A 24,261-nucleotide genomic window follows, 5' to 3' on the forward strand; every position below is an offset into this window, starting at 1 on the left:
TCATTCGGTGTTTCCTTTCAGGTCGGTATCAGTTGGGCCAGGATCGTGATCCTTGGAGGTCGACATCGAGCGTTGGCGTATGGCTTTTCCCAATTCCGTGAGTCGATAGCGTTGCATTCGACTGGTGGGTTTGTCGGGCAGGGTCATTTCGATCACCCCGGCAGTCAACGCCGGTTTCAGGTAAGCGCTTCGGAAGTGCTCTTCGCCCTTCAAGCCGAGCGCGGTCTGGATTTGCATGCGGGACATTTCGCCGACCACGGCTCGAATCACGCGCTCGACTTCCCCTGCGACTTCCCCTGTGACTTCGGGGGTAGTGTCGGTGATCCTTCGCGAGCCTTCATCCGGCAGAAAGAGCTCGAAAGCCTTGCGTGCCCGGTCGTTGGTATAGACGGGCTCGGCGTGGCCCAATGCTTGCCATTCGCGGCGCATCATGCGCAAGCCGGTGCCGGCCTGTTCGCACATGTCGATGCGGCGCAGGGCCATGGCAATGGCCGGGTTGCGCACTTCCTTCTCACCGGGTTCCAGCAGGCGGTCATCATCGCCAAAACTATCGCCGGGGTTCCACAACTCTATGCCATCGGTGAAGAACCGGATGACCGCCTTGCGGGAGTGGTCGCCGTAATCCTGATGCAGCAACAGATTCATGGCGGCTTCGCGGAAAACGCGAAATCCGGCGGGCGCATCGCGGCGTTCCAGCGTGGCCGGATCGATGTCGCGGAAGGTTTTGGGCATGAAGAACAGGTATTTGGCCAACAACTGTTGCCAGCTTTGCAGAATGTTCTCTTCACACACCAGCCGATCGATCCAGCGCGTCTCGGGCATCTCGTCGCGGCGGCCGTAACCCAGAAACTGCACGTCCAAAATCGGGCGTGGCAGTAGGTTACGCACCGCGCGCAGCGAACCGAACAAACCGATACAGGCATTGGTGGGCAATAGTCGCCCACCATCTTTGATCAAGTAGCCCCAGTCGTAAAGAAAGTCCAAATGAGGCTGTTCCACGTCGAAGCCGGGGTTGGCGGCATGAAACCGGTCGCGAGACCACTTCAGGCTGCCGCCGTGGAGAGCCTCGTCGAGATCGACCCGCGTGAAGGGGTGGCCATCCCAACGATCGGCGTTGGCATCCCGCAGCATGCGTTCGATGTCGCGAGGCTGGGCCTTGTAATCGCCGCCACCCTTGCGAATGAAGGTACGGCGGATGTCGCCATCCAAATAGACCGGTTTACGGCTACGCGGATTCTCGGCGACGTGGAAAGCCAACACGATCTTGCCGTCGACGTCATGGCGATGTTCGGTGATGTCCAAGTCGTGATTGACCTTGTTGTCGGCATGCAGCACCGACAGAAAATCGTTTTGGATCTTGTCGGGTTCGTCGACACCTCGAATCTCGAACTGCTCGCCGTCCTGCTTGATACCCAATACCAACCAGCCGCCATGGGTATTTGCGAACGCCGAGACGGTCTCGAACGCGGATTTCGGCAAGGCGTTACGCGCCTCCTTGAATTCGGCGTCGTTCCATTCGCCGGATGACAGCAAGGATTGGAGATTATTCGTCCTGACGTTCAAATCAGCCATTTAGTGATTCTTTTAACTTTCGCTGCGCCACAGAAGATAATTTACCTATCAGCTCTTTTACTTGAGCTTTGAAAGAAATTTGTCGATTCGATCGACCTGTTTTGACCGATCCAAATACTCGGCATAGGCATCTCTAGCAGATTTGATCAACTGGTCGTAGTACATGACTCGTGCATTTAACGGTTGTAATGTATTGGTTACATAACCTGCAGGTAAGTATGACTCTTCCTCTTCGGCTACGGGGCTCCCGAGAACGAAAATGATCGAAATCAATGGATTTTCATTTCCTTCCGCCTTCAAACATTTGGCGAGTGCCGTCCTGTATTTTTGTCCTTGCTCTTGTAATTCCACCAACTTCATTGGTCGACCAGCGCGTTTCAATTCCACAATGATGTGCTCTCCCGCATTCGTCTTATAGCGAATATCCAAACGCCCTTTACTTTCATCATCAGTCAAATCAGCAGCGAAATCCTTGTAATCTCGTTTTAATGTTTGCTCGATTCGTTCACTACCCGCAGCTCTTTCCCAGCCGGGATCTAGTAACCATAAATTTTCGAACAGATGTGCTTGAAGGACCTTTTCCTTGGCGTCAACATCGACCAGATCTTCAAATTTCACGATTACATCCAATCTCGCCCTGACGATATCCCTATACATTGAGCCCTCCAGCATAGATAAGTCAGCTAACAACGGTAGCAACGACTCTGCAGTTAGGGCAGGTAAATTTCCAAGATTATGGCTGGCATCCTTCAATCGAAGTCGTTCGAATGCAAGCATTCCAGAGCGATATAAATCCTTACGATCTTCCTCGGATTCAAGTTCCACGCCTAAAATCACTCCAAGTGTCCGCCTTGCGGCGTCTCTTTGACCTTCTGGTAGATTGTCGATCCACTCTCCCAAAATTGGGGTCTCTTCGACTGCTTCCTTTCCTCGCGCTTCATTTCTCAACTTCGTCCAGTCATCAGAAATTGAAACCAAGGTTTTGCGGAGAAAATCTCTCAAGGCGACATATCGCTCATCGTCTTCCATCAGCCGCTGTCTATCACTGGTGGCAATATCTTCCTCACTTTCGACGTCCAGAAAATTGGCTTCGATTTGACCGGTCAGATAATTCCCAAGGAGCATATTGAATCCCAGTTTGTCCAGGATGTTTTCCTGGATCAAGCGTCCTCTGGCAATCACGACCAACCCATTCATTAGGCCTGCATCTTCGGATGCCAATTTTTTGGGTCGGGACGCAGCGCCTAACCAACCACCTACGATCCAATCGGGACGAATAACTGATATTTGGTTTGGTAACAAGAAACGTTTCTTTAAACCAGGACAAAAACCAGCTGGGATACGCTCCGAAGGTTCAAACTCCCACAAAAATTCAATCGCCTTGAAATCCTCTCGATCTGCCGGTCCGATCGCCAAATCATTGATTCGGACATCAAAGCTATCTCCATTTTCTGATTTGATGCCAATGATCGAAAAGCGCCTGGCGATACGCTTTCTTAAAGCATTTACCGTTTGGCTCGTGCGCTTCTTTTTCAACTGAGTCAGAATTATTCGAGTGCCCTTTGATGGAGGTTCATCGTTGGTAGGAACGGGTTTATATTCCTCGTTACGTGAAACAGCGGCTTCGATTCCCTTCGTTTCCATTCGAAACGCATGATGTTCGCTACCTTTGGTAGTGATGACGGCGACGACATCGGCAATGGAAAATAGTGCAAGCTTACCGATGCCTTTCCTTCCCATGAATGCACGACCACCTGGAGATTTGGCTCCTTCTTTTTGTCGTTTGTCATAACCGACATAGAGGAAACGGTCATTGATATCGTTCAAAGCCATACCAACTCCATCGTCTTCAATCACGATTCTGTCCTTGTCAATTTTGATACTGACGTTTTTTGCATCGGCATCCCAAGCATTGGCCACTGCCTCGGACAATACTGCCGCTGCATTACTGTATAGATGCAAGCCCAGATGATCGAGAACCCGCAAGTCCAACTGCATTTTGTATGGTGAATCGCTCATTTTTTATCCTTTTTCTGAATTCCTGCCGTTTCAATCATTTATGGTTTGGCTCTGAATTTCATGCATGATTCGTCACCTTGAGTTTCCACGAATTCATCGCTGATCAATTCATTTAGTGCGTCACTCCAACAACCCGGGTCGGCACCACAACCATTCAAAATGGCTGATTTCGTGAACCAACCTTTGTGAGCTTCGAGCCAGGCGAGGATTTGATCGGATGCGTTCGAACCCCAAGAATTACCGCGCTTGGAACTTTGAGATGAAGCTGAAGGCTCAGGCGATGGAACAGGCGTATCAAACAAACTGGTTTGAATAGATTGCTGCACCGATGAAGGTTTGCTCTTTGATTTAGGAGTCGACTTGATCTTGGTATTAGATTTTCCATGTAACCCGGCAGCGACTTCTGCTTCGTAACGCTGACGGTTCAATTCCGACAGTCGCCGTAAGACTTCGACACGTGCAGGCTCCGAAATGGTGAAGCGGACGCGGTCGTTCTCCGGCAAATATGGCACTTCGTGGAAACCGTGACCGAGGTCAAGGTCATCCCAACCGTAGGCACTCATGACGGTGGTGTCTATTTCGCGTTGCAACTCACGCAGCGCTTCAATGCGAGGATCGCGATCGGTGTCGTTATGGATGCGGTTGTAGACATCCGTCAAACCAATTCCAAAATCTCTGGAAACTGCGGCTCGACTATCCAAAAATCGTCTGGCAATGGTACCCAGATCGTCAGGAAATACGAGTGGGAGCGGTAACGTCTCAAGAGCATCACTCGGAGTATATCTCAGTCGGCTTTCTAGACGAGAAGCATTCTTACGAACCCACACCTCGTGAAACTGGCTAAACAAAAGCCCCAGAAGTGCAAATGAATCGGAACAGAAAACAACCATGCTGTCAGACCACACATAGTTTGAAGGCGTGACTGCAGGAGCGATGAACTTTGTGACTCGCGACAGGCAGAACACACTTTCCATCTGGCAAGTTTCTGAAGACCAGCCCACCGGGTGACGTTCGAAATCGCGACCACGACCGATGGCATGATAAAGCTCAGATCTTGCCCGGAGAAACAACCACCACTTTTCGCGTGCTCCCTTATCCTTATTGGCAAGGCGCTCCGCTTTCACGTTCACCTCCAACCACTCGTAAGGTAGCTTGTACGTTCTCGCCTTCGCTTCCGGCCAATCCCAGAAGTTGATCACCCAGCGGCTCGGCTTCTGCTCAGGGTCTGAATTGAGATCATCGCCGTTGATGTAGGGAAAGATCACTTCGCCGTTCCTCGGATCGGCATCCAGCATCCTGCGAGCCTGATCGGGTAGGAGCACGAAGCCCATGCCAAGCACGATCGAGCCCTGATACGCAATACCCTCGTTGGCTTTTAGACGCATCGGACTCCATTCCTCTTGATCGGACAGAAAAGCCGAAATGAAGGGAGCCGGTCGCCCGAGCAGCGAACGTCCGCCGCGCCAATCTCCCTTATGAACATGCACGCGACTGGTGACGACTGCTGCCTTACCGGGCCAGGCTTCGTTCGGGTAAGCCGCATAGATTACGACGCCCGCGCCGACCATGGCCTCCAGCCCGACCTGCCGCGTGTCACCTTCCGCGATGGTGTTGACTGCTAGCAGTCCGAAACCACCACTATCGCGCAGCAGACTCCAACTCCGCAGAAAGAAATAGGCAACTAGGTCCGCCGAGCCACGCCTCCCCTCTGCGATATGATCAACCAGCCAATCGCGGAAAGCAGTGCCCGCGACGCCGGTGATGCGCTGCCCGCCTAGAAAGGGTGGATTGCCGACGATGCCGTCGAAGCCACCGCGCTCGTGCTTAAAGACCTCCGGAAATTCCAATGGCCAATGGAACGGTTGGCGTGAATTTTTATCATCGGGTAGATCGATCGATAAGCCGAAGTTCGCTCGTCGTCTCAACTGATTTTTGGCATCTGTATTTCCTTGCAAATACTGCTCTGCCTCGATGGACAAGGTCATCAACGCCGCATCGAGAGCATTTTGATTCCCGCCCGTCCTAAACACTTCACCGACGAATGCATCCGCAATCCGTTCCGGTGCTTCGAGTTTGGCTTTGGCTTCGGTATCTAGCCTGGCCATCGCTTCCACGTCATGAATGTCCCGAATCGGCATTTGGCGTAAACGTTTGCGCAGTTCGATGGCCTCGGCCACGGCCTGTTCGATGTTTCGGCCGAAGATGCGCATCTGCGTGTTCTTTTGACCCGGCGTCATACTCAGTTCGGTGAGTTGATCCAGACGATGGATGCCCAGCAGACTGTCACCACATCGCAGATTGTGATCGAGAAAGCCGAACGGCCGTCCTTTTGCAAGCGTCACCAACCAGATCGACAGTTTGGCGAGTTCCACCGCCAATGGATTCAAGTCCACACCGTACAAGCAGCGCTCGGCGATCAGGCGGCGGGCGATGACGATGCGTTCTTCGTCGTCTCTCGGCAAGGATTCCTCGTCGGTAACCGCGTCGCGAACCTCGCCGTCGACCGTGACGTATTTGCCTGCCGATTCCGCTTGGCTCCAGGCCTCTACCAAGCGTTCCGCCAACCAGCGGCAGACTTGCACCAAGAACGCACCTGAACCCATGGCCGGGTCGCAAATCTTGAGATCCAGCAGTTCGGCGGCCGATTTGAGTTGCCATACTTCGCGTGGTTTGCCTTCCGCCGGGCCGACATAGGCCACAGGCGTAAGAGTCTCGGTGACGATGGCTTCGGTCAGGGATTTGGGGGTGTAATGGGTTCCGGTCTCACGCCGGTCGGAACCGGTGGTGACCATGAATGAGCCGGTGGGATAGACCAACGGGTAACCCCAGGGATCGACACGCAGCAGATTTGCGTAGGGTTTGACGCGATCGCGCAACGCCACGTCTGCGTGACATGCGGTCAAAAGTTTGTCGGCCAACACGTCGTCGACGGCCTTTGCCAGGTCGTTACGGATACGGCTGGCCGAACTGCCGGAACGTTCGCGGAGTAAGTCGGCCAGTTTTTCATCGTCGGCTTTTCGCGCAATATCCAGTTCGGTCAGGGTCACCCAAGGTACTTTGGCAGTGCTGGTAGCACGCAATTCCAGAGTGACGTCCTTGGCGCGTTTGACGGTGCGTTCCAGCAAGCCTTCGTAGACGTAACCGATCTGTTCCACGTCCAGTGCCCGATAGGACAAGGTGCGACCTTGGAATTGCTGGATCGCGTCCAACAGCAACAAGACGGTGCGATTGTCGATGGGCAATGGTTTGGCGGGATCGGTGCGCCATTGGCTGTGTTTGTCCCGTCCTTCCAGGAACGGAAAACGGTCGGGATCGAACAACGAGCCACCCAAGGCCGGCATGCGCAGATTCTCGTGTTCGATGCCGCCGTAGACAGCGCGGAACAATGCCAGCAATCGCGACCAGGCATCCCAGCGTCTTTCCAGGATTTCCGCGCTGTCTGAACGCAACTGCATCCGCAACGTGGACAAGGCGTAGTGGGCTTCGTAGCGTTCGTCACCCAACAGCAACAAACCGCGTTCTTCGGCCGATAGCAGGAACACCAAGCGCATCATCACCGTCAGTGCGGCTTCGTAGATTTCGGCGGTCGAAACGTTGGCCAACAGGGTTCGATCTCGGTCCAGGTCGGCTTTGTCCAAGGCCTGGATCAAGACTTCCACGGCTCGACGGACCTGTTCGCCGAGGGCTTCGGTGACTTCGTCTTGGTGTTTCAGCGAGCGATCGAACAACGCCGGCAGTCGTTCCGACTCGTCGACGAAGAAACGGCGGATACCGAGCAGATGCACGAAGGCTTGCAGCGTGACCGGTTCTTGCCCCCACAAACGGGCATACCAACTGGCAAAGGTGGTGACGGCGCCGACCGGTGCATCGACCAGCATCCAGCGTTCACCATTGGTGAGCAATCCCAAGCGGCATCCGGTTTTGCGGCAGAGGTTCACCATCCTTTCCGCCGGGCTGGTGGCCCAACCATCACGCTTACTGGTGGCTTCCAGATCGGTGTGGACCGGGAAGGTTTGGACCAACATCAGAGCATTGCCGCTCTGTTCGTCGATCACGGCGGCATCGGGCACCAGTTTCATTCCGTATTCGGGTAAATCGACGATGAGTTCATCGGGAATGGCCGAGCTACGCTTCAAGACATCGCCGCGTCCGTCTTCGTCCAATTCCAAACCACGGGCCAACACTTCGTCTATCCAGGCCTGATGTAATTCCGGAAAATGCGGGTCGTCGTTTTCCAGGCCGTCACGCCATTCCTCATAGGCTTGGCGTAGGCGTTTGCGTTTGTTGGCATCCAGTTGTTCGAGGCCCTGCGGGAATACCTCTTTCAGTACCGGCACCGCCAGGAAGGGACCGGAGATTTCGATCAGTGACAACCATTCGGTATTGGTATCGTTGAAGCTCATGCTCGTCCTTCAACGCTCATGGCGGCTGGGACCAGGAAGACGACCGCGACCGGGAAGGTTCGGTCGGTGAAATCGGCATAGCGGGCCTCGATGGCTTGGATTTCACGCTGGCGTTCCTGGGGAATGCCATCCAGACGCGCGCGTAACGCGCCGAGATCGCGTTTGAGCTGGGTTTTCTCGTCATCGCTGAATAGGTCGAATTGTTGAGGCTGTTCGTCTTTGTGCAATTCGGCTTGAATGGCCTTTTCGAGTTCGGATAGGACGTTGGTGATGTCGTCGATCTCTCGGTCTTTTCTGGTATTCAGGGTGTTGATCAAGTGCTTGAGCCTATCCTTGGAACGGGCATCGATGGTTTGCAACAGTGCATTTTCGCTACGCTCGAAACGCGAGCGTAGCAATTCCAAAACCGCTTCATTCACCATGGATTGCTGAGTCTGCTCCAACCAGGCTTCGATCCGCTTCACCCCCTCTTCACGTTTATAGCCCTGCTCACGCAGATAACCGCCCGCATAGGTCAATTCCTCGTGTAAGCGGTGATGATTGCCGCCGGTGATCACCAGCCGGGAAATCACTACGACAGCGATTTCAGTGAATTCGGGTTCGCTCACGCTACGGACCGTGACACGGTGGAGTTTTTTGACGTCGTCTTGAGCCCAGATTTCCGCCCGCAACAGGCGCAGACACATCTGAACCAGGCGGTGATTGAGGTGGATCAGTACCACGTCGTCCCGGCCATTGGCGACCTCGTGATCGAAGGTGATGGGTCGGGTGACCTGGGTATGCGGATGCCGCAGACCTTCGAGGCATCGCGCCCAGGTACCCGCCAGTGCGGGCATTTTGAAGACCGTGCCTAGCGGCGCGGAATCCAAGTCGATGGGTTCTAGCGGCGGCTTGCCGGCGAGCTTCAGTCCGGTTTTGACCGCCATTTCGATGTGCCGAGGTGTGAGATGGAAGTCGTGACGCGTTTCCAGGAGCCTTTCGTGTAACTTGGCGATGCGTTCCTCGAGTTGTCGTTCGGCCTTCACGAACTTGCGGGCGCTGGCTATCTTCGCTTCCGCCATCCGTGTGTCGAGTTCCTCGGCGGAACCCTCGATCAAGCCGGCCATTTGCGGCGCGATGACTGGATTGACGCTGCCCATGTCGGCGCGCATCGATTCGAGTTTGCGTAGTGCCCGAATGATGTCCTCGGCGTGACCACCGACCTTGTCCTCGCCATTGCCGCCATCGACGGGGTGCCAGATCGACACTTCCTTGTGTCGTTGCCCGTGACGATCGATACGGCCGTTGCGTTGCTCCATGACGTTGGGGTTGTAAGGAATCTCCAGGTGGATCAGGCAATGACAGTGATTCTGGAGGTCGATACCTTCGGATGCGGCGTCGGTGGCAAGTAATATCCGTACGGCGGAATCGCGCGGCGAGGTTTGGAAGGCGGCCTTGATGCGTTCCCGTTCGTCGTGGTCCATGCCGCCGTGAAGGATTTCGAGTCGCTCGCCGCCGAAACCGTGACTGGCCAGGATTTCATGCAACCATTGGTGGGTGGTGCGGTATTCGGTGAACAGGATGACGCGGTTGTCGTTCCAATCACCGTTCGTTTTCAGATGTTCTTGGCACCAGGCCAGAACGGCCTTGGCTTTGGAATCGGCTTGATTCTTGGCACGCTGCGCCCAAGTCCTGAGTTCATCCAATGACCGACGTTGTTCCGGGGTGAGTTCGGGGGCGCGCCGAGAAGCCTCTTCGACGGCTTCGGCTTGGGCAGTTTCATACTCTTCGTCGTTGGCATAGTCTTCTTCGACTTTGAGTATGGCTTTGTACAAAATGCGTTCGGCCATCGTGTCTCGCCTTTGCCGATTACCCGCACCGGAAAGGCTGGCGATGTGTTTTTCCAGGGTCGACGCAAAAGCAGCGGGCGACGAGAACAGACGTTTCTTCAACAAGCGGTTGGTAAAGGCCGTCCCAAAGGCATCGCCTTCTCCAGCGGCATATTGTTCGCGGCTGGCGCAATAGTCGTCGAGTTTCTTGTGAATGGCCCTTTCTTCGTCCGTATAGCCCACCAATAAGGGCTGCAAGACCCGTTTGGGATAGAGGGGATTGCCATCGGCATCGACCAAATCGCTCTTCAGCCGCCGAATCATGACTTGCGAAAGCCGTTTTTCATCCGGCAGGATGTTGCGCGCAAAGCGCTGATCATCGAGCAATTCGAGCAAGGAGGTGAACGATTCCGTATAGCCGTTGTGAGGCGTCGCCGTCAGGAACAATCGATGTTGAAAATGCGGACCGATGGCGCGGATGAACCGAGTACGTTGGCTTTCCAGGGCATAATGCGCCCCGGCCGAGGGTGCGACGTTATGAGCTTCGTCGACCACCAAGATGTCGAATTTACGCGGGAACTCGATGTGCGGGGGCAGGACGTCTCGCATCAGGCGTAGACCCTCGCCCGATTTCGCCCAGTCCATGGAGGTGATCAGTCGGGGATGTGAAGTCCACGGATTGGCGTGGATGCCGCGCTCGCGGCGCAATTGTTTGATGTAGGCGGTATCGACGATTTGGAGTTCGAGACCGAATTTTTCCAGCATCTCGACTCGCCACTTTTCCTGTAACGAGGCCGGACAGACGATCAATACCGAGCGCGCCCGATGTCGGAGCAACATCTCCTGAATGACCAAGCCCGCCTCGATGGTCTTACCCAAACCCACGTCGTCGGCGATCAATAGATTGACGCGGGCCATGTCGATGGCCCTGACCAAGGGATCGAGTTGGAAGTCTTCGATGCTGACGCCGCTACGGAAAGGGGCTTGAAGGAAGCCGCGATCGGCATTGGTGGCAGCGCCCCAACGTACCGCGTCGAGAAAGGCTTCCAAGGTGTCGGGATCGTCCTGGCCGGAAATCGAAGGCAGCCCGGCGCGTTCTATAGTGTGAGCACCGGGTTCGATTTCCCAGATGACTTCCAGCTCTTCGCCGAGGCCGTCTTCGTCGATCGACGACAGGGTCACCAGATTTTGTCGAGCGTGGTGGCTGGCCAACTGGGACGATACTACGTCCGCTACGACCCATTGGCGGCGCCTGACTTCCACCAGCTGGCCTGGTTCGGGTGGCGTGGCATAGATTTTAGAATTTTCATCGACAGCTTCGTTTATTAGTTCCATCTGTGTCGTCTTCACTATTGTAATTTTGGACGAGACTGGTTTTAGCCTCGTTCCTTTTGGTATCTATGATCGTTTTGATGGCATTGGCTGCCATTTCCGGGCATTCGTGTTCCCATATACGAATCACGGTCCAGCCAATCTCTTTCAACTTGACATCGGTATCGGCATCTCGAGCCCGGTTGGCTTCGATCTTCTGCAGCCAAAACTCCGAATTGCTCTTGGGCCAGCTCGCGTGTTCCGGACAACCATGCCAGAAACAACCATCGACGAACACCGCAATTTTGAGCTTGGCAAAAGCCAAATCAGCGACCCGACGCGGCCTTTTCAACACTTGGTAATTGACTCGATATCTCAATCCCAACCGATGCAAAGCTTTTCGCAAAGCCATTTCGGCTTTTGTGCCCGTCTGGCGGACCTTCGTCATCCGAATGCTGGCTTCTGGTGACGAAGATTGGATTCGTCCCATGGATGCCATCCAAATCAGTCAGTTGGGTAGTGCGGTCGACAAATGATGGGTGATGCTCTTTGCTATCGCACGACCAAGTTCGACGGGGACGGCATTACCGATCATACGTCCCAGAGCCTTGAAGCTGACTTTGGCACCTTCGGGCAAGAAGGAATAGTTCTCGGGGAAACTCTGTAGGATTGCAGCTTCTCGTAAGGAAATCGCACGATCTTGTTCTGGATGACCGAAACGCCCGTTACCGAAACCATAACATTGAGTGGTCATCGTCGGAGCGGGTTTGTTCCATTCCATGCGACCATAGACACTGGGATAGGTCTTGCCTGTCTTGGATTTGTGACAGTCTGCTCTCAGGTGTTCAGGCCAGTCGCGCCATGTGCCGCCCGGTTTGGAGATTCGAATGCGTCGTAGGTTTTTTTCCGTGAGTGTGGAAGCAATGTGCAGTTTATCGTCTCGATGAGCTTGACCCGCCTCAATGGGGGGCAAGCCGCCAATTACCTGCTCGACGGTTTTGGGTTTTGGATGTGTCGGTTCGATCATTCGGATTTCGCCGAATTTGGATGCCAAAAGAACCATACGTCGACGAGACTGCGGGACGCCATATAGCGAACTATCTATGACGTCATACCAGACGTGATACCCCAGATCCTTCAATTCCGCCACGAAATCATGGAAAACCTGATGTCTGACGACTGTCGGAACGTTTTCCATGGTGATGACATCAGGGTGAGACTCTCGGACCAAGCGTCCGAATTGATAGAGCAACCCCCACTTGCCGTCGATACCGTCTGACTCGTAACGCTGAGCATAGGTGGAAAACGGTTGGCAAGGCGCGCAACCCGCGAGGATTTTCAGTTCTGAATTCCCAAACAGTTGATTGATCTCATTGGCCGTGACTTGGCTGATGTCGCGCTCCAAAAACTTGGCCGTGTTGTTAGTCTCGTAGGGAAAACGGCAAGCGGGGTCTAGGTCGATCCCTGCTACGACGGGAATTCCCTCCAAGGTGAAACCGTGCGTGAGTCCGCCTGCTCCACAGAAGAGATCGACACAAGCCAAATTTACAGGATAGTCATCGGGCATCATTCTATTACGTAAATTCCAAAATCAGTCTGATTGTAATTTCAATAGCTAAAATTTTAGAAATATACATCAATATCTGGAATGAGACAGAACTGAAAATTTAAACGCATGTTTTACCGTAATCTATTTACATACGAATTCGTCTTGCCAGTCTCTGTAACTCCCCACTGCCATTGATAGCTGATATCGATTCAATTCTTCTTGTAAATGACCCGGCAAACCATAAAGATATGAGTGGCGTCGATACCGTTCGTGTGAAAGAAATGACACTCAAGGATTTTTTTGAAATCCGACAAGCTGGTCATCGCTAAGCTACTGGAACTGGGTAAACCCCAGGCCTTGGATCTGAAAGCCAAGGAAATTGAAAAGCTGACCCTATCAACAATGAGTCAAGACAGCATCAAAAAATTGATCGGTGAATGAGGCCTCAGGTTACCTTGGGTTTATTCCATGTACTTCCAGGTTTCTTCTGATCATTTGGGTCACGGCCAGCATGCGATAGGCCTCCTCATCATCGACCGCGTTACTTCGAAAATCGGCAAACCCAGCTCGCTTTAGAAATTGCGCCAAATCCCAAGCCTCCTGTTCGGATAGCGGCACCCTCAAGCATATTTCATTGGTATTAGCAGTCATCGATCGCCGACCTTTTCCGAACTTGGAGATAATTCATTGTCATCAACCATTGAATCCTCGTCTTCGTAGATTCGTCCCGGCTCAGCCAACAGTCCTGACTCTTGTCGAGCCAATCTAAGCTCTTCACCATGGCCTTGTTCATATGCCGCCTGATGCGCATGTCTTTCCATTGTCACAATTTTATTGGCTAGTCGCTGCAACCGCTGCTGCCACTGGTAACGGGCATCAATGCAGTGTTTGTTGGAGATGACCTGGCATAGCCACAAGGTGTCCATCACAATCATCAATTGATCCAGCAATCGAATCAACTCGACGAATTGCGCAATCTGCGGCGAAGCGATTTTAGCCACAAACTCCCTGGGGTGCGTGTACTTCGGCGTTTCGGTGATGCCATTGTCGGCTTTGAGTTTTTCTAACCGTAGTTTTTCCTGCTGCAGTTGCTCCGCGCATTCGGCAATCATCTGACCGACGATGCTTTCGATTTCATCGACGGTTTCTTCCCGACCGATGATGCGCAGGATCACGTCGATCGCATACAACGAAACCATCAACCGGTTATAACTGTTGCGGATGACGCGAATGGCTTGTTCGCTGTTGATGTTAAATGTGCGCTCGAATATCGGCCGACTGATATGAGGTCGCTTGCTTTTTTCCCGTACCTGTATTTCTGCCATGTCAGTACCTATTTGCATGATTTCATCAGGGGCAGATGATACGGCGTCTTTATTTCTGTCCTGGTCGCGAAATCGCGCTAATTATTGCGATTTCACGAACGAACTTTCGAAAAAATCTGCTCCAATAGCAACACCTTTCATGTTGTGATTTTTCACATCTGAATCCGGCTTTGGTCGGCGTTCCGTTTTTAAGCGGCGACGGTGGTTATCCATCGGCGTGTCAGGTGCGTCAAGCCTGATGTGATGGTTGTGTTTTAGATTTTCATCCTGTCTGGGAGTGCGTATTCCTAGCCGGTAATGTGCCTGCCGGATGTGACTCATCGCCGCGCAGGTGGGTTTTATTTTCAATGGTCGGGCGCGGCCGATAGGAGGACATCATCATGGCCAATCGTGGTGTAAACAAAGTCATCTTGCTGGGCCGTCTCGGCGCCGATCCGGATATTCGCTATTTACCGAATAACGGCGGCAAAGTCGTGGCAGTGCGTTTGGCAACCAGTGAGGTTTGGAAAGATGCAAAAAACGCCAAACAGGAACGAACTGAATGGCATCGGGTCGTGTTTTTTAAAAAACTGGCCGATACCGCCGGCGATCTTTTGAAGAAAGGCAGCAAGATCTATGTGGAAGGCACTCTTCGCACCCAGCAATGGGATAAGAACGGCGAAAAGCGTTATCGCACGGAAGTGGTTGTGCATGAGTTGCAACTACTCGATCGCCCAACTGTGCCCGCCTCTGCAAACGGTTCCTCATCGAACCCGGCATCAGAAGACACTGATTGGGATGACGAGTATGCCGATATGCCGCTCAACTAAACCCAGGCGATTCATGAACTGCCGCAAGCGCGGGTAAATTTTAACGTACTGCCGACCCGTTTTTGCGGTGACGGCTTTTCAACCCAAAGGGGACGACTATCCCCGTTGGGGCCATGGCGTTCCCATTTTGATAAGGAGACCCACCATGAGCAATCAAAACCGAAACTATCAACCTAAGTCGCGCGACTTACCCATGCCGATGGCAGCCCAGCAAGGCTACGGCATATCGGAGCAGTCCTGGAAGGTATTGACGGAAGTGACTTTCCCTACAGCTAAAACCCCTGAAGCAATCCTGATGGCGCTGGACTATTGCAAGGCCCGCAAGCTCGACATCTTCAAAAAACCGGTGCATATCGTACCGATGTGGAGTGCCGCTTTAGGCCGCAATGTCGAAACCGTCTGGCCGTCCATCATGGAAATCCAGACGACCGCGTCTCGTACCGGTGTTTGGGCCGGTATGGACAGACCCGTCTGGGGTCCGGATATCACCAAAACCTTTACCGGTCGCTACAAGGACGACAACGAGCAATGGCAGGAATCCAGTGTCACCGTGACCTTTCCCGAATGGGTGGCGGTTACTGTGTACCGGATTGTCGGCGGTAAACGCTGCGCCTTTACCGAGGAAGTCTACTGGCTAGAGGCTTATAGCACGGCCGGCGGTAAACACTCGCAAGTGCCGACCGCCATGTGGATCAAACGCCCTAAGGGGCAATTATCCAAATGCGGCAAAGCAGCGTCGCTCAGAGCCGCTTTTCCGGAGGAATGCGGTTATGCCGCCGAGGAAATGGATGGCAAAACCCTTGACGATATTGCCGACGGTAGCGTGATCGATGGTAGTGCCACAGTTTTGAATGCAGCAGAGGTTGGCAGTGACCATCACGATTTTGGGGGCGATGCTGGCGTTGATGCAAATCGTGTCATCGATCTGTCGCAAATCCATCCCAAGGTGCAAAAAGCGGTCGCTGAACTGGTTAGACGTACTGCGGCGGCAGGAGCCTGGAAAGCAGCCTACGACTATGCCAATCAGAAATTCAGAGGTATCGATCTGACGTTTGCCTTAGCCGAGTTGGACAAGGTCTCTGAGGTCGAACCCAGGGCCACACCGGTATTGGAACAATCTGAAGCGACGGCCATGCCGCCATTGACAGCGAAGGACATGGCTATGACGCAGGCGCGTCAGGCTTTGAGTGCCAACCGTTAGTCATTTCACTGTATAGGGCTGTCCTGTTGCTTAATCACGCAATCGGCTACTAGGCCATTTTCATACTGATGTGTGCTGGATTTCAGCATCCGTCACATTCAACAACCACCCCTTCAGGGCGTCATGACTCGCCCGTGTGGGGATTCATGATGCTCTGAGTTTTAGTTAAGGAGAGATCATGAATGCAATCGATCAATCGTTAAATCGTCTGCCGTGTCATACCGACTGGCGGCGTTACGACTCACCCACAGTGATTCGCCGACATGGGCGCGGCTTTTTAGAACGCAGTTTTAAACCGGGTGTAGCCGTGGCAGAGGTCGACAAACCCTCCAAAGCGGAATTACACCATTTGGTGGAAAGTTTTGGCGGCTTGGTATTGCCGACTGCGGATGCCGTGTTATTGCTATTTGCCGATTTCCATTGGGCCAAGCGCTGTGAACAGCATTTAACCCAACACGGCGTGCCTTCGTTGCGGTTAGGCTGCCACATTCAGTTGCCGGATGCCTGGCAATGAACGTCGTCGACGTTTCGCAACGGTCCGCTGCATGGCGGCACTGGCGTTCACAAGGCATCAGTGCCAGTGAAGCGGCCATCGTCATGAACCGCTCGCCTTACAAAACCCCTTGGTGGCTCTGGGCCGAGAAAATCGGCCTGGTACTGGAAGCCAGCCTGGACAACAACCCGTTGATCCGCGCCGGTATCCAGCAAGAACCCGAGGCTTTGCAACGCTTCGAGGATAAACACGAGTTGATGTTGTTGCCGCTGTGCGGCGAGTCGGAACGCTATCCCTTGATGCGGGCTTCGTTCGACGGCTTGTCCGACGCGAATGAACCCGTGGAAATCAAATGTCCACACGAGAACACGTTTTTGGATGTGCTGTTAAACCGGGAAGCCTCGGCTGCCTATCAGTTGTATTGGTGCCAAGTGCAACAGCAACTGCTGGTGTCCGAAGCGCAACGCGGCTTTTTGTTTTTCTACCACCAAGGCCAGGACATCGAGTTCGAGATTCAACGCGATGAGACTTTTCTCAATGATTTGGTCGATGCTGCGATGGAGTTCTGGGCGGCGGTCAAGTCCAAAAAGGAACCACACAAGGATCCCGAACGTGATTTGTACTTGCCCAAAGGTGATGCGGAACAGCAATGGCAACAACTGGCGGCCACGTATCGGCAACGGGCGTTGACCATTCTGGATCTCAAAGGCCAACTCAACCAGTTGGATGAGGAGCAGTCGCGCATAGAAGACACCTTGGTGGCGTTGATGGGCGATTACGTGGTCGCGGAACATTCCGGGTTGCGGATCAGCCGATTTCAAAGCCAGGGTGCTATCGATTACAAGGCAGCACTGCACGCCTTGCAACCGGATGTTCAGGCTGCGGTACTGGAAGTCTATCGAAAGCCGTCCTCCACGCGCGTTCGCGTGACCTGCCGGGATGACGACTGTAAACAAGCCGAAGTGCCGTTCGATGCTCAAGCCTTGAAAGACTTGGTTGGCGTGGACTTTTGGTTTTGAGTTTGATGGTTCGTTTCACGACATCCTGTAAACCTGGTGGTTGCAGGGTGTCGCTTCATGGACAGGAACATACATTCGGTGCCGACGTGTCGGTTTTAGGCTGGGCTTATAAAAAAGCCCAACCCAAAACCCGCATCGTTCAGGCATTCCCTTCGTGGAATCCCGAATTCGGTTTCGACCGGCGTTCCGTTGTTAAGCGGCATGAGCGTTTGCCTCGTGTGCCAGGTGCGTCAAGCCTGGTGTGTTTAGTTTGTCCCGTTGGGGTTCATCACCCTTGCGGGACTCGATGACCCCTTTTATTCATTGAAGGAGGTCATTATGAATCACGACTTTTGGAAAACCTTGCACGGCTGGTTGAACGTTGCCCATAGCGACGACATCCATGCCAAAAAGCGGTTGCTGCTGGAGATGCATCGTCAAATCTCGGACCCCGGTTTGAGAAGCGACATTCAGCGCATCCTGCGTTTGATGGATCGGGAGCTGTTGGCCCGCGCCGAATGGGCGATGTACTGCGTCATGCAGTTACGTTAATTTTTTATCGGCCCTGGTTTGCCAGGGTTTTAATCACCCGTTGGGGCTCATCACCCCTCGGGGCGGTGCGCCCCATGTCATTTGAGGTTAGTCCTCGAGGAGCTCACTATGATTCAATCGTATTCTATTGCCGACACCTTCGGCATTCAGGCCCCGGCGTCCATGAAAGTGGAAGGCTTTTCACCCGGACAAAATACCTATGTACCGGCGCAAAAACCCTATGTGTTTCGCAAGGATCATTTGCGCGATGTGTTGGCATTTTTGGGTGCACACAATGGCGACGGCTTATACCTGACCGGCCCCACCGGTTCCGGTAAAACCTCGTTGTTGGAACAAGTTGCGGCGCGTCTCCATTGGGGCGTGCATTCGGTCACCGGTCACGGTCGATTGGAACTTAATGACCTGCTCGGCCAGTACATGCTGGTCGACGGCGGCGCGATGAAGTGGATCGATGGTCCGTTGACCCTGGCAGTCCGCCTGGGTCATGTGTTGTTGATCAACGAAATCGATGCCATTGATCCAGCGGAGCTGATTGGCTTGAATGAAGTTGTTGAAGGCAAACCGTTGACGATTCCGCAAACCGGCGATGTGATTACCCCTCACGCTAAATTCCGCTTAGTCGCCACCGGCAATAGCGCTGGATCAGGCGATCAATCGGGTTTGTACCAAGGGGTGTTGCGGCAGAACCTAGCGTTTTTAGATAGATTTCGACTGATGGAAGTCGGCTACCCCGAACCTGAAGACGAAATGAAGCTGTTGGCCGATGTCGTGCCAAGCATGCCGGAAACGGTACGCGAAAGCATGATCAAAGTCGCCAATCAGATTCGCAAAGTTTTCATCGGCGGTGCGGATGGCGGTGGCATGTTATCGGTGACTTTATCCACGCGCGGTTTAGTGCGCTGGGCATCGTTGGTCGCCACCTTCAAAAGCGCGCCCAATGCCTTGGCCTATTCCCTGGATCGGGCCTTAACCTTTCGGGCCGAACCCGCCGAACGCGAAGCGATTCATCGCATCGCCAAGGATGTGTTTGGCGATGACTGGACGGTTTAAGCATGGCCGCCTGGAATCTCTATCGTCATCGTAATACTGACGGCAGTTCCAAGGACTGGGCAATCAGGAGTAATTCGGATGGATCAATAACGACGCGTTGGGGGAAAACGGCATCCAAATTACCGGGTGTCAGTAACCGACAAGGCGTTAGGCAATTCGACATCGAAACTCAAAAACAGGCCAAGGGCTATGTGTTTGTGGCCGAGGTGGACATTGACAGTGACGGTAATGTGGTGTTTCCGGGTAAGACTTCGGCTACGCCATCACAATGGCCAGAATCGGATGCAAATCCCGTGTCTGTAACAACACCAGTTCAGGCACTGTATTGGACCGTTGATTGCCATGCAAAGCACTCCATCCGTGTGGAATTGGGTATCGAGGTCAGGCGACTGATCGGCGTTATTCAATCCGTATCGGATCAGCAATCTAAGCCTGAACAAGATTGGGATGGCTGGCAACAGTGGATTAATGCCACCCTCAATGCCGAAACCTTTGAACTCAGTGGTCAGATCAAATCAGCCCATGGTGTTCTGCCGTGGCTGTATTTACTGGCACTGAAAACAAAAGGCTTTAAAGGCGTGGCGATTGATATTGCCACCGAAACTGCCCGAAACCTCTCGGTCGATCTGAAAGTTGAACAGGAGGTGCTGGCATTTTTCGGCACTGATCTTGACAGCATTCGGGACACCGCAGAAGTGTTAGGTCTGCTCAAACCCCGATTAAATCTGGCAGCGGCCATGTCCGACACGGACGACTGCTGGTTTTAACCGGTTTGTTATTTTCATTTAACCCGACAGGGGCACATCGGCCCCAGCGGGGATGGGTGTGCCTCTCATTTTAGGAGGTTCCCATGTCTCATGAAACGCAAATCATCTTAGACCGTGTGGTCTTGGTAAAAGTGGATGCCAATATTTACGGCGCCCGCAAGAAACTGAAAAAAGAAGATCTGGTGCTGGCCGATGGTAGCAAATTGCCGCCAGAGGATTTAGCCAGTTTAGGGTCTAAACGTTTGCTCGATCCGGACAAGCTGACGGTGTTCAATCGTCTGAAGAAGGAAGCCGAACGCATTTGTCTGCGCGTCGGTACCCGCTTTCTGGGTGGCTTTGCCGTGCCGGTTGAATCGGCCGCCAGTATTACCGCGGAACTTGAGCGTATCGGGCTGGATTTTGCGGCGGCTAAAACCGAGTTTATTGCCGGTTACGATGCGGCGGTGACGGACTGGGTGGTTCGCCATCCGGAATTTGCCGGCATCATCGAGCAAGCTGTGGATTCAGTGGAGTTTGTCTCGACGCGCTTGTCATTTGATTTTCTGGTGGTCAGTGTCGGGTTACCCGATAGCTTGCCGCCGGCGGACATCGCACGACTGGAAAGCAAAATCGGTTCGCTCAGTGAGCAGATGTTCTACGAAATTTCCGTAGAAGCCAATCAGTTGATAGAGCAGTCGTTGCTGGGCAAGGAGCAAGTGACGCGAAATGCGTTACGGCCGATTCGCCGCATACGGGATAAACTCGATGGATTGGGCTTTCTGGATCATCGGGTCGCGCCGGTCGTCAGCACCATTGATGATTTGCTGGCGAGAATTCCCAACAAAGGCGCCATTGAAGGCAGCCTTTTGCAGGAGATTCTGGCGACGGCGATGCTGTTGTCCGATCCGGATAAAACCCGGCGGCACGGTGAAGGCCTGTTAGCGACTCAACCGCTCATTGTTGAAGAGGTTGATATAGATGAAACCTTCGAACACGCGGAGTTAGAGCCATCAACAGTACCAAAAGCAACAGCGGTCTCAACAGATCCAACACCTGTCATTGTTGAAACCGTTCCAGTCAGTCCCGATTTTACCGATCTGTTTGACGGCATCTTCGACGATGAACTTGAAGCGGAATTGGCGACCGATGACTGGGCACTTGAGGTCTTGCTGGATAAAGGCCAGGCCAAACTGGAAACCGGTAACTTTGCAGATGAACCTAACCACTCGGAGCATCCAGCAACACCGGAAACGGTGACTGCGGGAGACGATGAGGAAGACGATTCTGACCAGGATTACTGGTTCTGATCTGACGCCATTTAACCAATCACCCACTGGGGCAAATTCATGTCCCGCTGGGGTCGTGGTTTGCCCCAACTTTTGGAGCACTCCATGAAAAATAGAACCTTACACAACGCATTCCCCATCGTCGCGGCCGCCATCGGCAACCGCTTTGGCATAAAAGTCAGCGTCGGTGGCGATCAAGCTTATACCGATGGCCAATCGATTCAGCTGCCGGCCTATGAAGGTGACGATCCGGATTATCAAGGTTATGCCTGGGGGCTGTTAGCCCACGAAGCGGCGCATATTCGCTATTCGGATTTTACGTTACGTTATGGCAACTCGGTATTACGCCGGCGGCTATGCAATGCGATTGAAGATGTCCGCATCGAGCATGAACTGGCCAAGGACTTTCCGGGTACGCGGCTGACAATACGTACGGTGATTGAAAAGATGATTACCAAAGGCGACTTTGTCGCCAGCAATATCGATGATCATCCGGCCAATATTCTGTACAGCTTTGTCTTGAAGAGTCTGCGGGCCAGGGTGTTGGGTCAATCGGCGTTATTGCCATTGGTCGAGCAAACCGAAGCGGCACTGAAGGCAACGTTTCCGAAAGGTGCGGTAACGCGACTGAAAGGCTTGTTGTCCGAAGTGCCGGATGACTTGCAATCGGAGAGTGATTGTTTGCAATTGACTGATCGCATCCTGACCATGATTGAGCAGGAATTCGAGCAACAACAGCAGCAGAACCAAGCACAGCCATCGGCAGATGAGGAAAACACGCCTGAGCCGGATGACATGGAGCCCGATGAACGATTGCCCAACGACACTGATGAAAATTCGTCTTCAGCATCGGCGGGTAACGATGATTGGACTCCCAAAAATCCTGACGATGAACCGGCAACGTCCTCCGACAGTTCGACAACCGATCCGCAAGGTGAAGATGAAGAAACCGCAGAGATTTCTGACCCGATGGGTGTCTTGCAAACCCTGTTGTCCGCTGGTGACAGTGACATCGAGCAGGATGTGTTTGAATCGCTGAAATCGGCCTTGTCGTTGGCGGCGGAAAACGTGTCTGAACTGCTGATGCCGAGTGGCCACGAGCCACCTATGGACGATCAGGCCGGTGCGTTTTTACTTCGTAAGGTGCAAAGCGAATCAGGAAAAATCCGCGCCGCGTTGCAAGGACTGGTGCAATCGCAAACCTTAAACCGGTCGCAACCTGCGTGCCGTGGTCGGCGGCTGGATGGCAATCGTTTACACCGTTTGCCACTCGGCGAAACCAAGCTGTTTCAACGCAAACAGGCCAAAGCGGCACCCAATACGGCGATTCATTTGTTACTCGATAAATCCGAAAGCATGGGGTATCAGGTGACCGATAGCCAAGGTCAACCTATCGGATCGCGGATGCCGATTGCGTTGGAAGCGACTTTGGCGCTGGCGATGGCCTTTGAAGGGATTCCGGGGGTTAATCCTGGCGTGACCGCCTTTCCGGGGCGTCAGGACGATTCGGTATATCGATTGCTGGAACATGGCCAACGTGTGAATGCCCGAACCGGTGCTTTTTCGCTGGCCGCTTCGGGCAGTACGCCGATGACCGAAGCGATCTGGTTTGGTGCGGCATCACTGCTGCGTTGTCGGGAACCGCGCAAGGTATTGATGGTGATAACCGATGGCCAACCGAACGAGTCACTGAGCGCGCTGGAATTGTTACAGCGTTGCCGTGATAGTGGCATTGAAACGGTCGGTGTCGGTTTGGGATTGGATGTCAGCCATCTATTCCCGATTGCCATCACCATTAACGATCTTTCAGAGCTGAGAGCGCAATTGTTCGAACTCTCGAAAGCGGTGTTGCTGGCAGCTTAAGTCTCGGCCAGTCAATTATCCGTAGCCCAATCCTTAGGTATTAACCTGGCGATTGTGGCTATGGGTAGCTGATTGCAACCGCCGTTTGTCGAATGCACTCACTTACTGGAGCCCATTCGACAAACAGACATTTCATGCGTTCTTTCCAGAATGCTGAATCCGGCCACGGTCGGCGTTCCGTCTTTAGACGGCGAGCACGTTAAACCGTGATCGTGTCGGGTGCGTTAAGCCCGATGTAAATCGCAGTGGTACTACCCACTGCAAATCAAAACCCGCTTCGGGCGATCATCGCCCAACTGGGTGCTGTTCATTCGAAGTGTTTTTAAAATTTTTAAAGGAGAACTTCAATGAACTTTATTTTCGGCGTCATCCTACTGGCCATGTTCATCCTCGCCTTGCGGGTGATTTGGGCAACGGCCTTGCAACTGCTGAGCGCATTCAAAAACGTAGCTCAAACGTTTCACCGCTATCGTGCGCAGCGTTTGGCACGACATCGGCTACCGGTCATCATGCCACGTAGCCGCGAGGAAATGGATTGGTTGGCGATATCGGATTCGGTGCGTCAGGAAATTCATAGTCGCAATCGTGAAACAAATCGCGAACTGGAGCGATTGGAACTTCAATATCAAGCCAAACAGAAAACAATCAAACTCTACGAGGCGGATATTGAAATCGCCAAACTGGAGCGGGAGCTATTTAAAATCAAACCGATGACTGTTGCGGTCGAAGTCGAGCCTAAACCGCGTCGGCGTACAAAAAAAGCGACCGGGCCAGCCATGGTGGACGACAAGTCCACTAAAACTGCCCAACAAGTATTTCAATTGCGGGAAGCGCTGAAAGGTAACGCCAACGCGTTAACGATTAATCATCAAGCCCGCCATTGAATACCCGCAACGTGGTTCCGGTTGCCGTATTGATACGGCGAACTGGAATATCGTGTTGATTCGATTCATCAGCAAACACCCAGCTGCCTTCGGGCAATAGCGACAACAAATCGTTCTGGGTTTCCCGGCGAATTTGTCGAATCTTGTTTAGAAACGGCCAGGCTTGCTCTGGATTATCAACCCGCTTGAGCACGTCGGCTTCTAAAACATCCAATTTTTGGAAAATTTGTTGGCAATGTCGAACGACTTCCAATGGTTCGTCGACCGGAATCGCCATCGGTTTTCGACTTGGATACGGCTCCTCCGTCCGCTTAGGACTTAGGAAATCAAAAATGCGCAAAATATCGTCAAACATGGCAATTTCTCTGCTTTTTAATGAGTTTTAGTCACCA

Annotated in this window: 21 protein-coding genes; 11 read left to right on the forward strand and 10 right to left on the reverse strand. The window is 53.1% G+C overall.

Annotated elements, in window-relative coordinates:
- Genes QLH52_RS01320 through QLH52_RS01345 form a run of 6 tightly spaced genes read right to left on the reverse strand, consistent with a single transcriptional unit; the run spans position 1 to position 12,683 of the window.
- Positions 1-1,572 (reverse strand): Fic family protein, encoded by a 1,572-nt coding sequence (locus tag QLH52_RS01320; protein WP_051669797.1) that lies wholly within the window; start codon positions 1,570-1,572, stop codon positions 1-3.
- A 57-nt stretch (positions 1,573-1,629) separates the two neighbouring features.
- Complete coding sequence (locus QLH52_RS01325) at positions 1,630-3,591, reverse strand: BbrUII/HgiDII family restriction enzyme (RefSeq protein ID WP_033155958.1); 1,962 nt, start codon at positions 3,589-3,591, stop codon at positions 1,630-1,632.
- A 38-nt stretch (positions 3,592-3,629) separates the two neighbouring features.
- A complete protein-coding gene (locus QLH52_RS01330) occupies positions 3,630-7,994 on the reverse strand; it encodes an Eco57I restriction-modification methylase domain-containing protein (RefSeq protein ID WP_033155959.1) in 4,365 nt (1,454 codons plus the stop codon).
- Entirely contained in the window at positions 7,991-11,137 is a 3,147-nt protein-coding gene (gene drmD, locus QLH52_RS01335; RefSeq protein WP_033155960.1) for a DISARM system SNF2-like helicase DrmD, read from the reverse strand. The genes QLH52_RS01330 and drmD overlap by 4 nt, the downstream gene beginning before the upstream one ends.
- Complete coding sequence (locus QLH52_RS01340; RefSeq protein ID WP_051669799.1) at positions 11,109-11,603, reverse strand: very short patch repair endonuclease; 495 nt, start codon at positions 11,601-11,603, stop codon at positions 11,109-11,111. The genes drmD and QLH52_RS01340 overlap by 29 nt, the downstream gene beginning before the upstream one ends.
- 18 nt (positions 11,604-11,621) lie before the next feature.
- Positions 11,622-12,683: a DNA cytosine methyltransferase gene (locus QLH52_RS01345; protein ID WP_225892998.1), complete on the reverse strand. Its 1,062-nt coding sequence runs from the start codon at positions 12,681-12,683 to the stop codon at positions 11,622-11,624.
- 279 nt (positions 12,684-12,962) lie between these two features.
- Between QLH52_RS01345 and QLH52_RS01350 the strand changes: the two genes are divergently transcribed.
- A complete protein-coding gene (locus QLH52_RS01350; protein ID WP_165385913.1) occupies positions 12,963-13,103 on the forward strand; it encodes a hypothetical protein in 141 nt (46 codons plus the stop codon).
- Positions 13,104-13,112: 9 nt separating this feature from the next.
- Here the strand turns inward: QLH52_RS01350 and QLH52_RS01355 are convergent, their stop codons facing one another.
- The 3 genes from QLH52_RS01355 to QLH52_RS01365 form a co-directional block, all read right to left on the reverse strand.
- Positions 13,113-13,313 carry a DUF7706 family protein gene (locus tag QLH52_RS01355; protein ID WP_033155962.1) on the reverse strand — a complete coding sequence of 67 codons (201 nt, stop codon included), beginning with the start codon at positions 13,311-13,313 and terminating at the stop codon, positions 13,113-13,115.
- A complete protein-coding gene (locus QLH52_RS01360; RefSeq protein WP_033155963.1) occupies positions 13,310-13,987 on the reverse strand; it encodes a hypothetical protein in 678 nt (225 codons plus the stop codon). Before QLH52_RS01360 ends, QLH52_RS01355 begins: the two co-directional genes overlap by 4 nt.
- An 81-nt stretch (positions 13,988-14,068) precedes the next feature.
- The gene (locus tag QLH52_RS01365) at positions 14,069-14,335 is read right to left on the reverse strand and encodes a hypothetical protein (protein ID WP_165385914.1); all 267 of its coding nucleotides are present in this window, start codon (positions 14,333-14,335) and stop codon (positions 14,069-14,071) included.
- Positions 14,336-14,367: 32 nt separating this feature from the next.
- On the opposite strand from QLH52_RS01365, the gene ssb reads away from it, so the two are divergent.
- The 10 genes from ssb (at position 14,368) to QLH52_RS01415 (ending at position 23,869) form a co-directional block, all read left to right on the forward strand.
- A complete protein-coding gene (gene ssb, locus QLH52_RS01370) occupies positions 14,368-14,796 on the forward strand; it encodes a single-stranded DNA-binding protein (RefSeq protein WP_319960305.1) in 429 nt (142 codons plus the stop codon).
- 145 nt (positions 14,797-14,941) lie between these two features.
- Positions 14,942-15,997 carry a phage recombination protein Bet gene (bet, locus tag QLH52_RS01375; RefSeq protein WP_319960306.1) on the forward strand — a complete coding sequence of 352 codons (1,056 nt, stop codon included), beginning with the start codon at positions 14,942-14,944 and terminating at the stop codon, positions 15,995-15,997.
- Positions 15,998-16,175: 178 nt separating this feature from the next.
- On the forward strand, positions 16,176-16,511 hold the full coding sequence (locus QLH52_RS01380; RefSeq protein ID WP_319960307.1) for a hypothetical protein: 336 nt from the start codon (positions 16,176-16,178) through the stop codon (positions 16,509-16,511).
- Positions 16,508-17,509, forward strand: a complete 1,002-nt coding sequence (locus QLH52_RS01385; protein ID WP_319960308.1) for a YqaJ viral recombinase family nuclease — start codon at positions 16,508-16,510, stop codon at positions 17,507-17,509. Before QLH52_RS01380 ends, QLH52_RS01385 begins: the two co-directional genes overlap by 4 nt.
- 318 nt (positions 17,510-17,827) lie before the next feature.
- Positions 17,828-18,040, forward strand: a complete 213-nt coding sequence (locus QLH52_RS01390; protein ID WP_319960309.1) for a hypothetical protein — start codon at positions 17,828-17,830, stop codon at positions 18,038-18,040.
- A gap of 108 nt (positions 18,041-18,148) precedes the next feature.
- On the forward strand, positions 18,149-19,090 hold the full coding sequence (locus QLH52_RS01395; protein ID WP_319960310.1) for a MoxR family ATPase: 942 nt from the start codon (positions 18,149-18,151) through the stop codon (positions 19,088-19,090).
- 2 nt (positions 19,091-19,092) lie between these two features.
- A complete protein-coding gene (locus QLH52_RS01400) occupies positions 19,093-19,857 on the forward strand; it encodes a hypothetical protein (protein ID WP_319960311.1) in 765 nt (254 codons plus the stop codon).
- Between the two features lie 83 nt (positions 19,858-19,940).
- Positions 19,941-21,143 carry a DUF3150 domain-containing protein gene (locus tag QLH52_RS01405; RefSeq protein ID WP_319960312.1) on the forward strand — a complete coding sequence of 401 codons (1,203 nt, stop codon included), beginning with the start codon at positions 19,941-19,943 and terminating at the stop codon, positions 21,141-21,143.
- A gap of 84 nt (positions 21,144-21,227) precedes the next feature.
- The gene (locus tag QLH52_RS01410) at positions 21,228-22,985 is read left to right on the forward strand and encodes a VWA domain-containing protein (RefSeq protein ID WP_319960313.1); all 1,758 of its coding nucleotides are present in this window, start codon (positions 21,228-21,230) and stop codon (positions 22,983-22,985) included.
- Between the two features lie 347 nt (positions 22,986-23,332).
- A complete protein-coding gene (locus QLH52_RS01415) occupies positions 23,333-23,869 on the forward strand; it encodes a hypothetical protein (RefSeq protein ID WP_319960314.1) in 537 nt (178 codons plus the stop codon).
- On the opposite strand, the gene QLH52_RS01420 is transcribed toward QLH52_RS01415, so the two are convergent.
- Positions 23,847-24,146, reverse strand: coding sequence for a hypothetical protein (locus QLH52_RS01420; RefSeq protein ID WP_319960315.1), 300 nt, complete (start codon positions 24,144-24,146; stop codon positions 23,847-23,849). The genes QLH52_RS01415 and QLH52_RS01420 overlap by 23 nt on opposite strands.
- Between the last annotated feature and the right edge of the window lie 115 nt (positions 24,147-24,261).

The organism is Methylomonas defluvii (genome assembly GCF_033949435.1).
Classification (GTDB): domain Bacteria; phylum Pseudomonadota; class Gammaproteobacteria; order Methylococcales; family Methylomonadaceae; genus Methylomonas; species Methylomonas defluvii.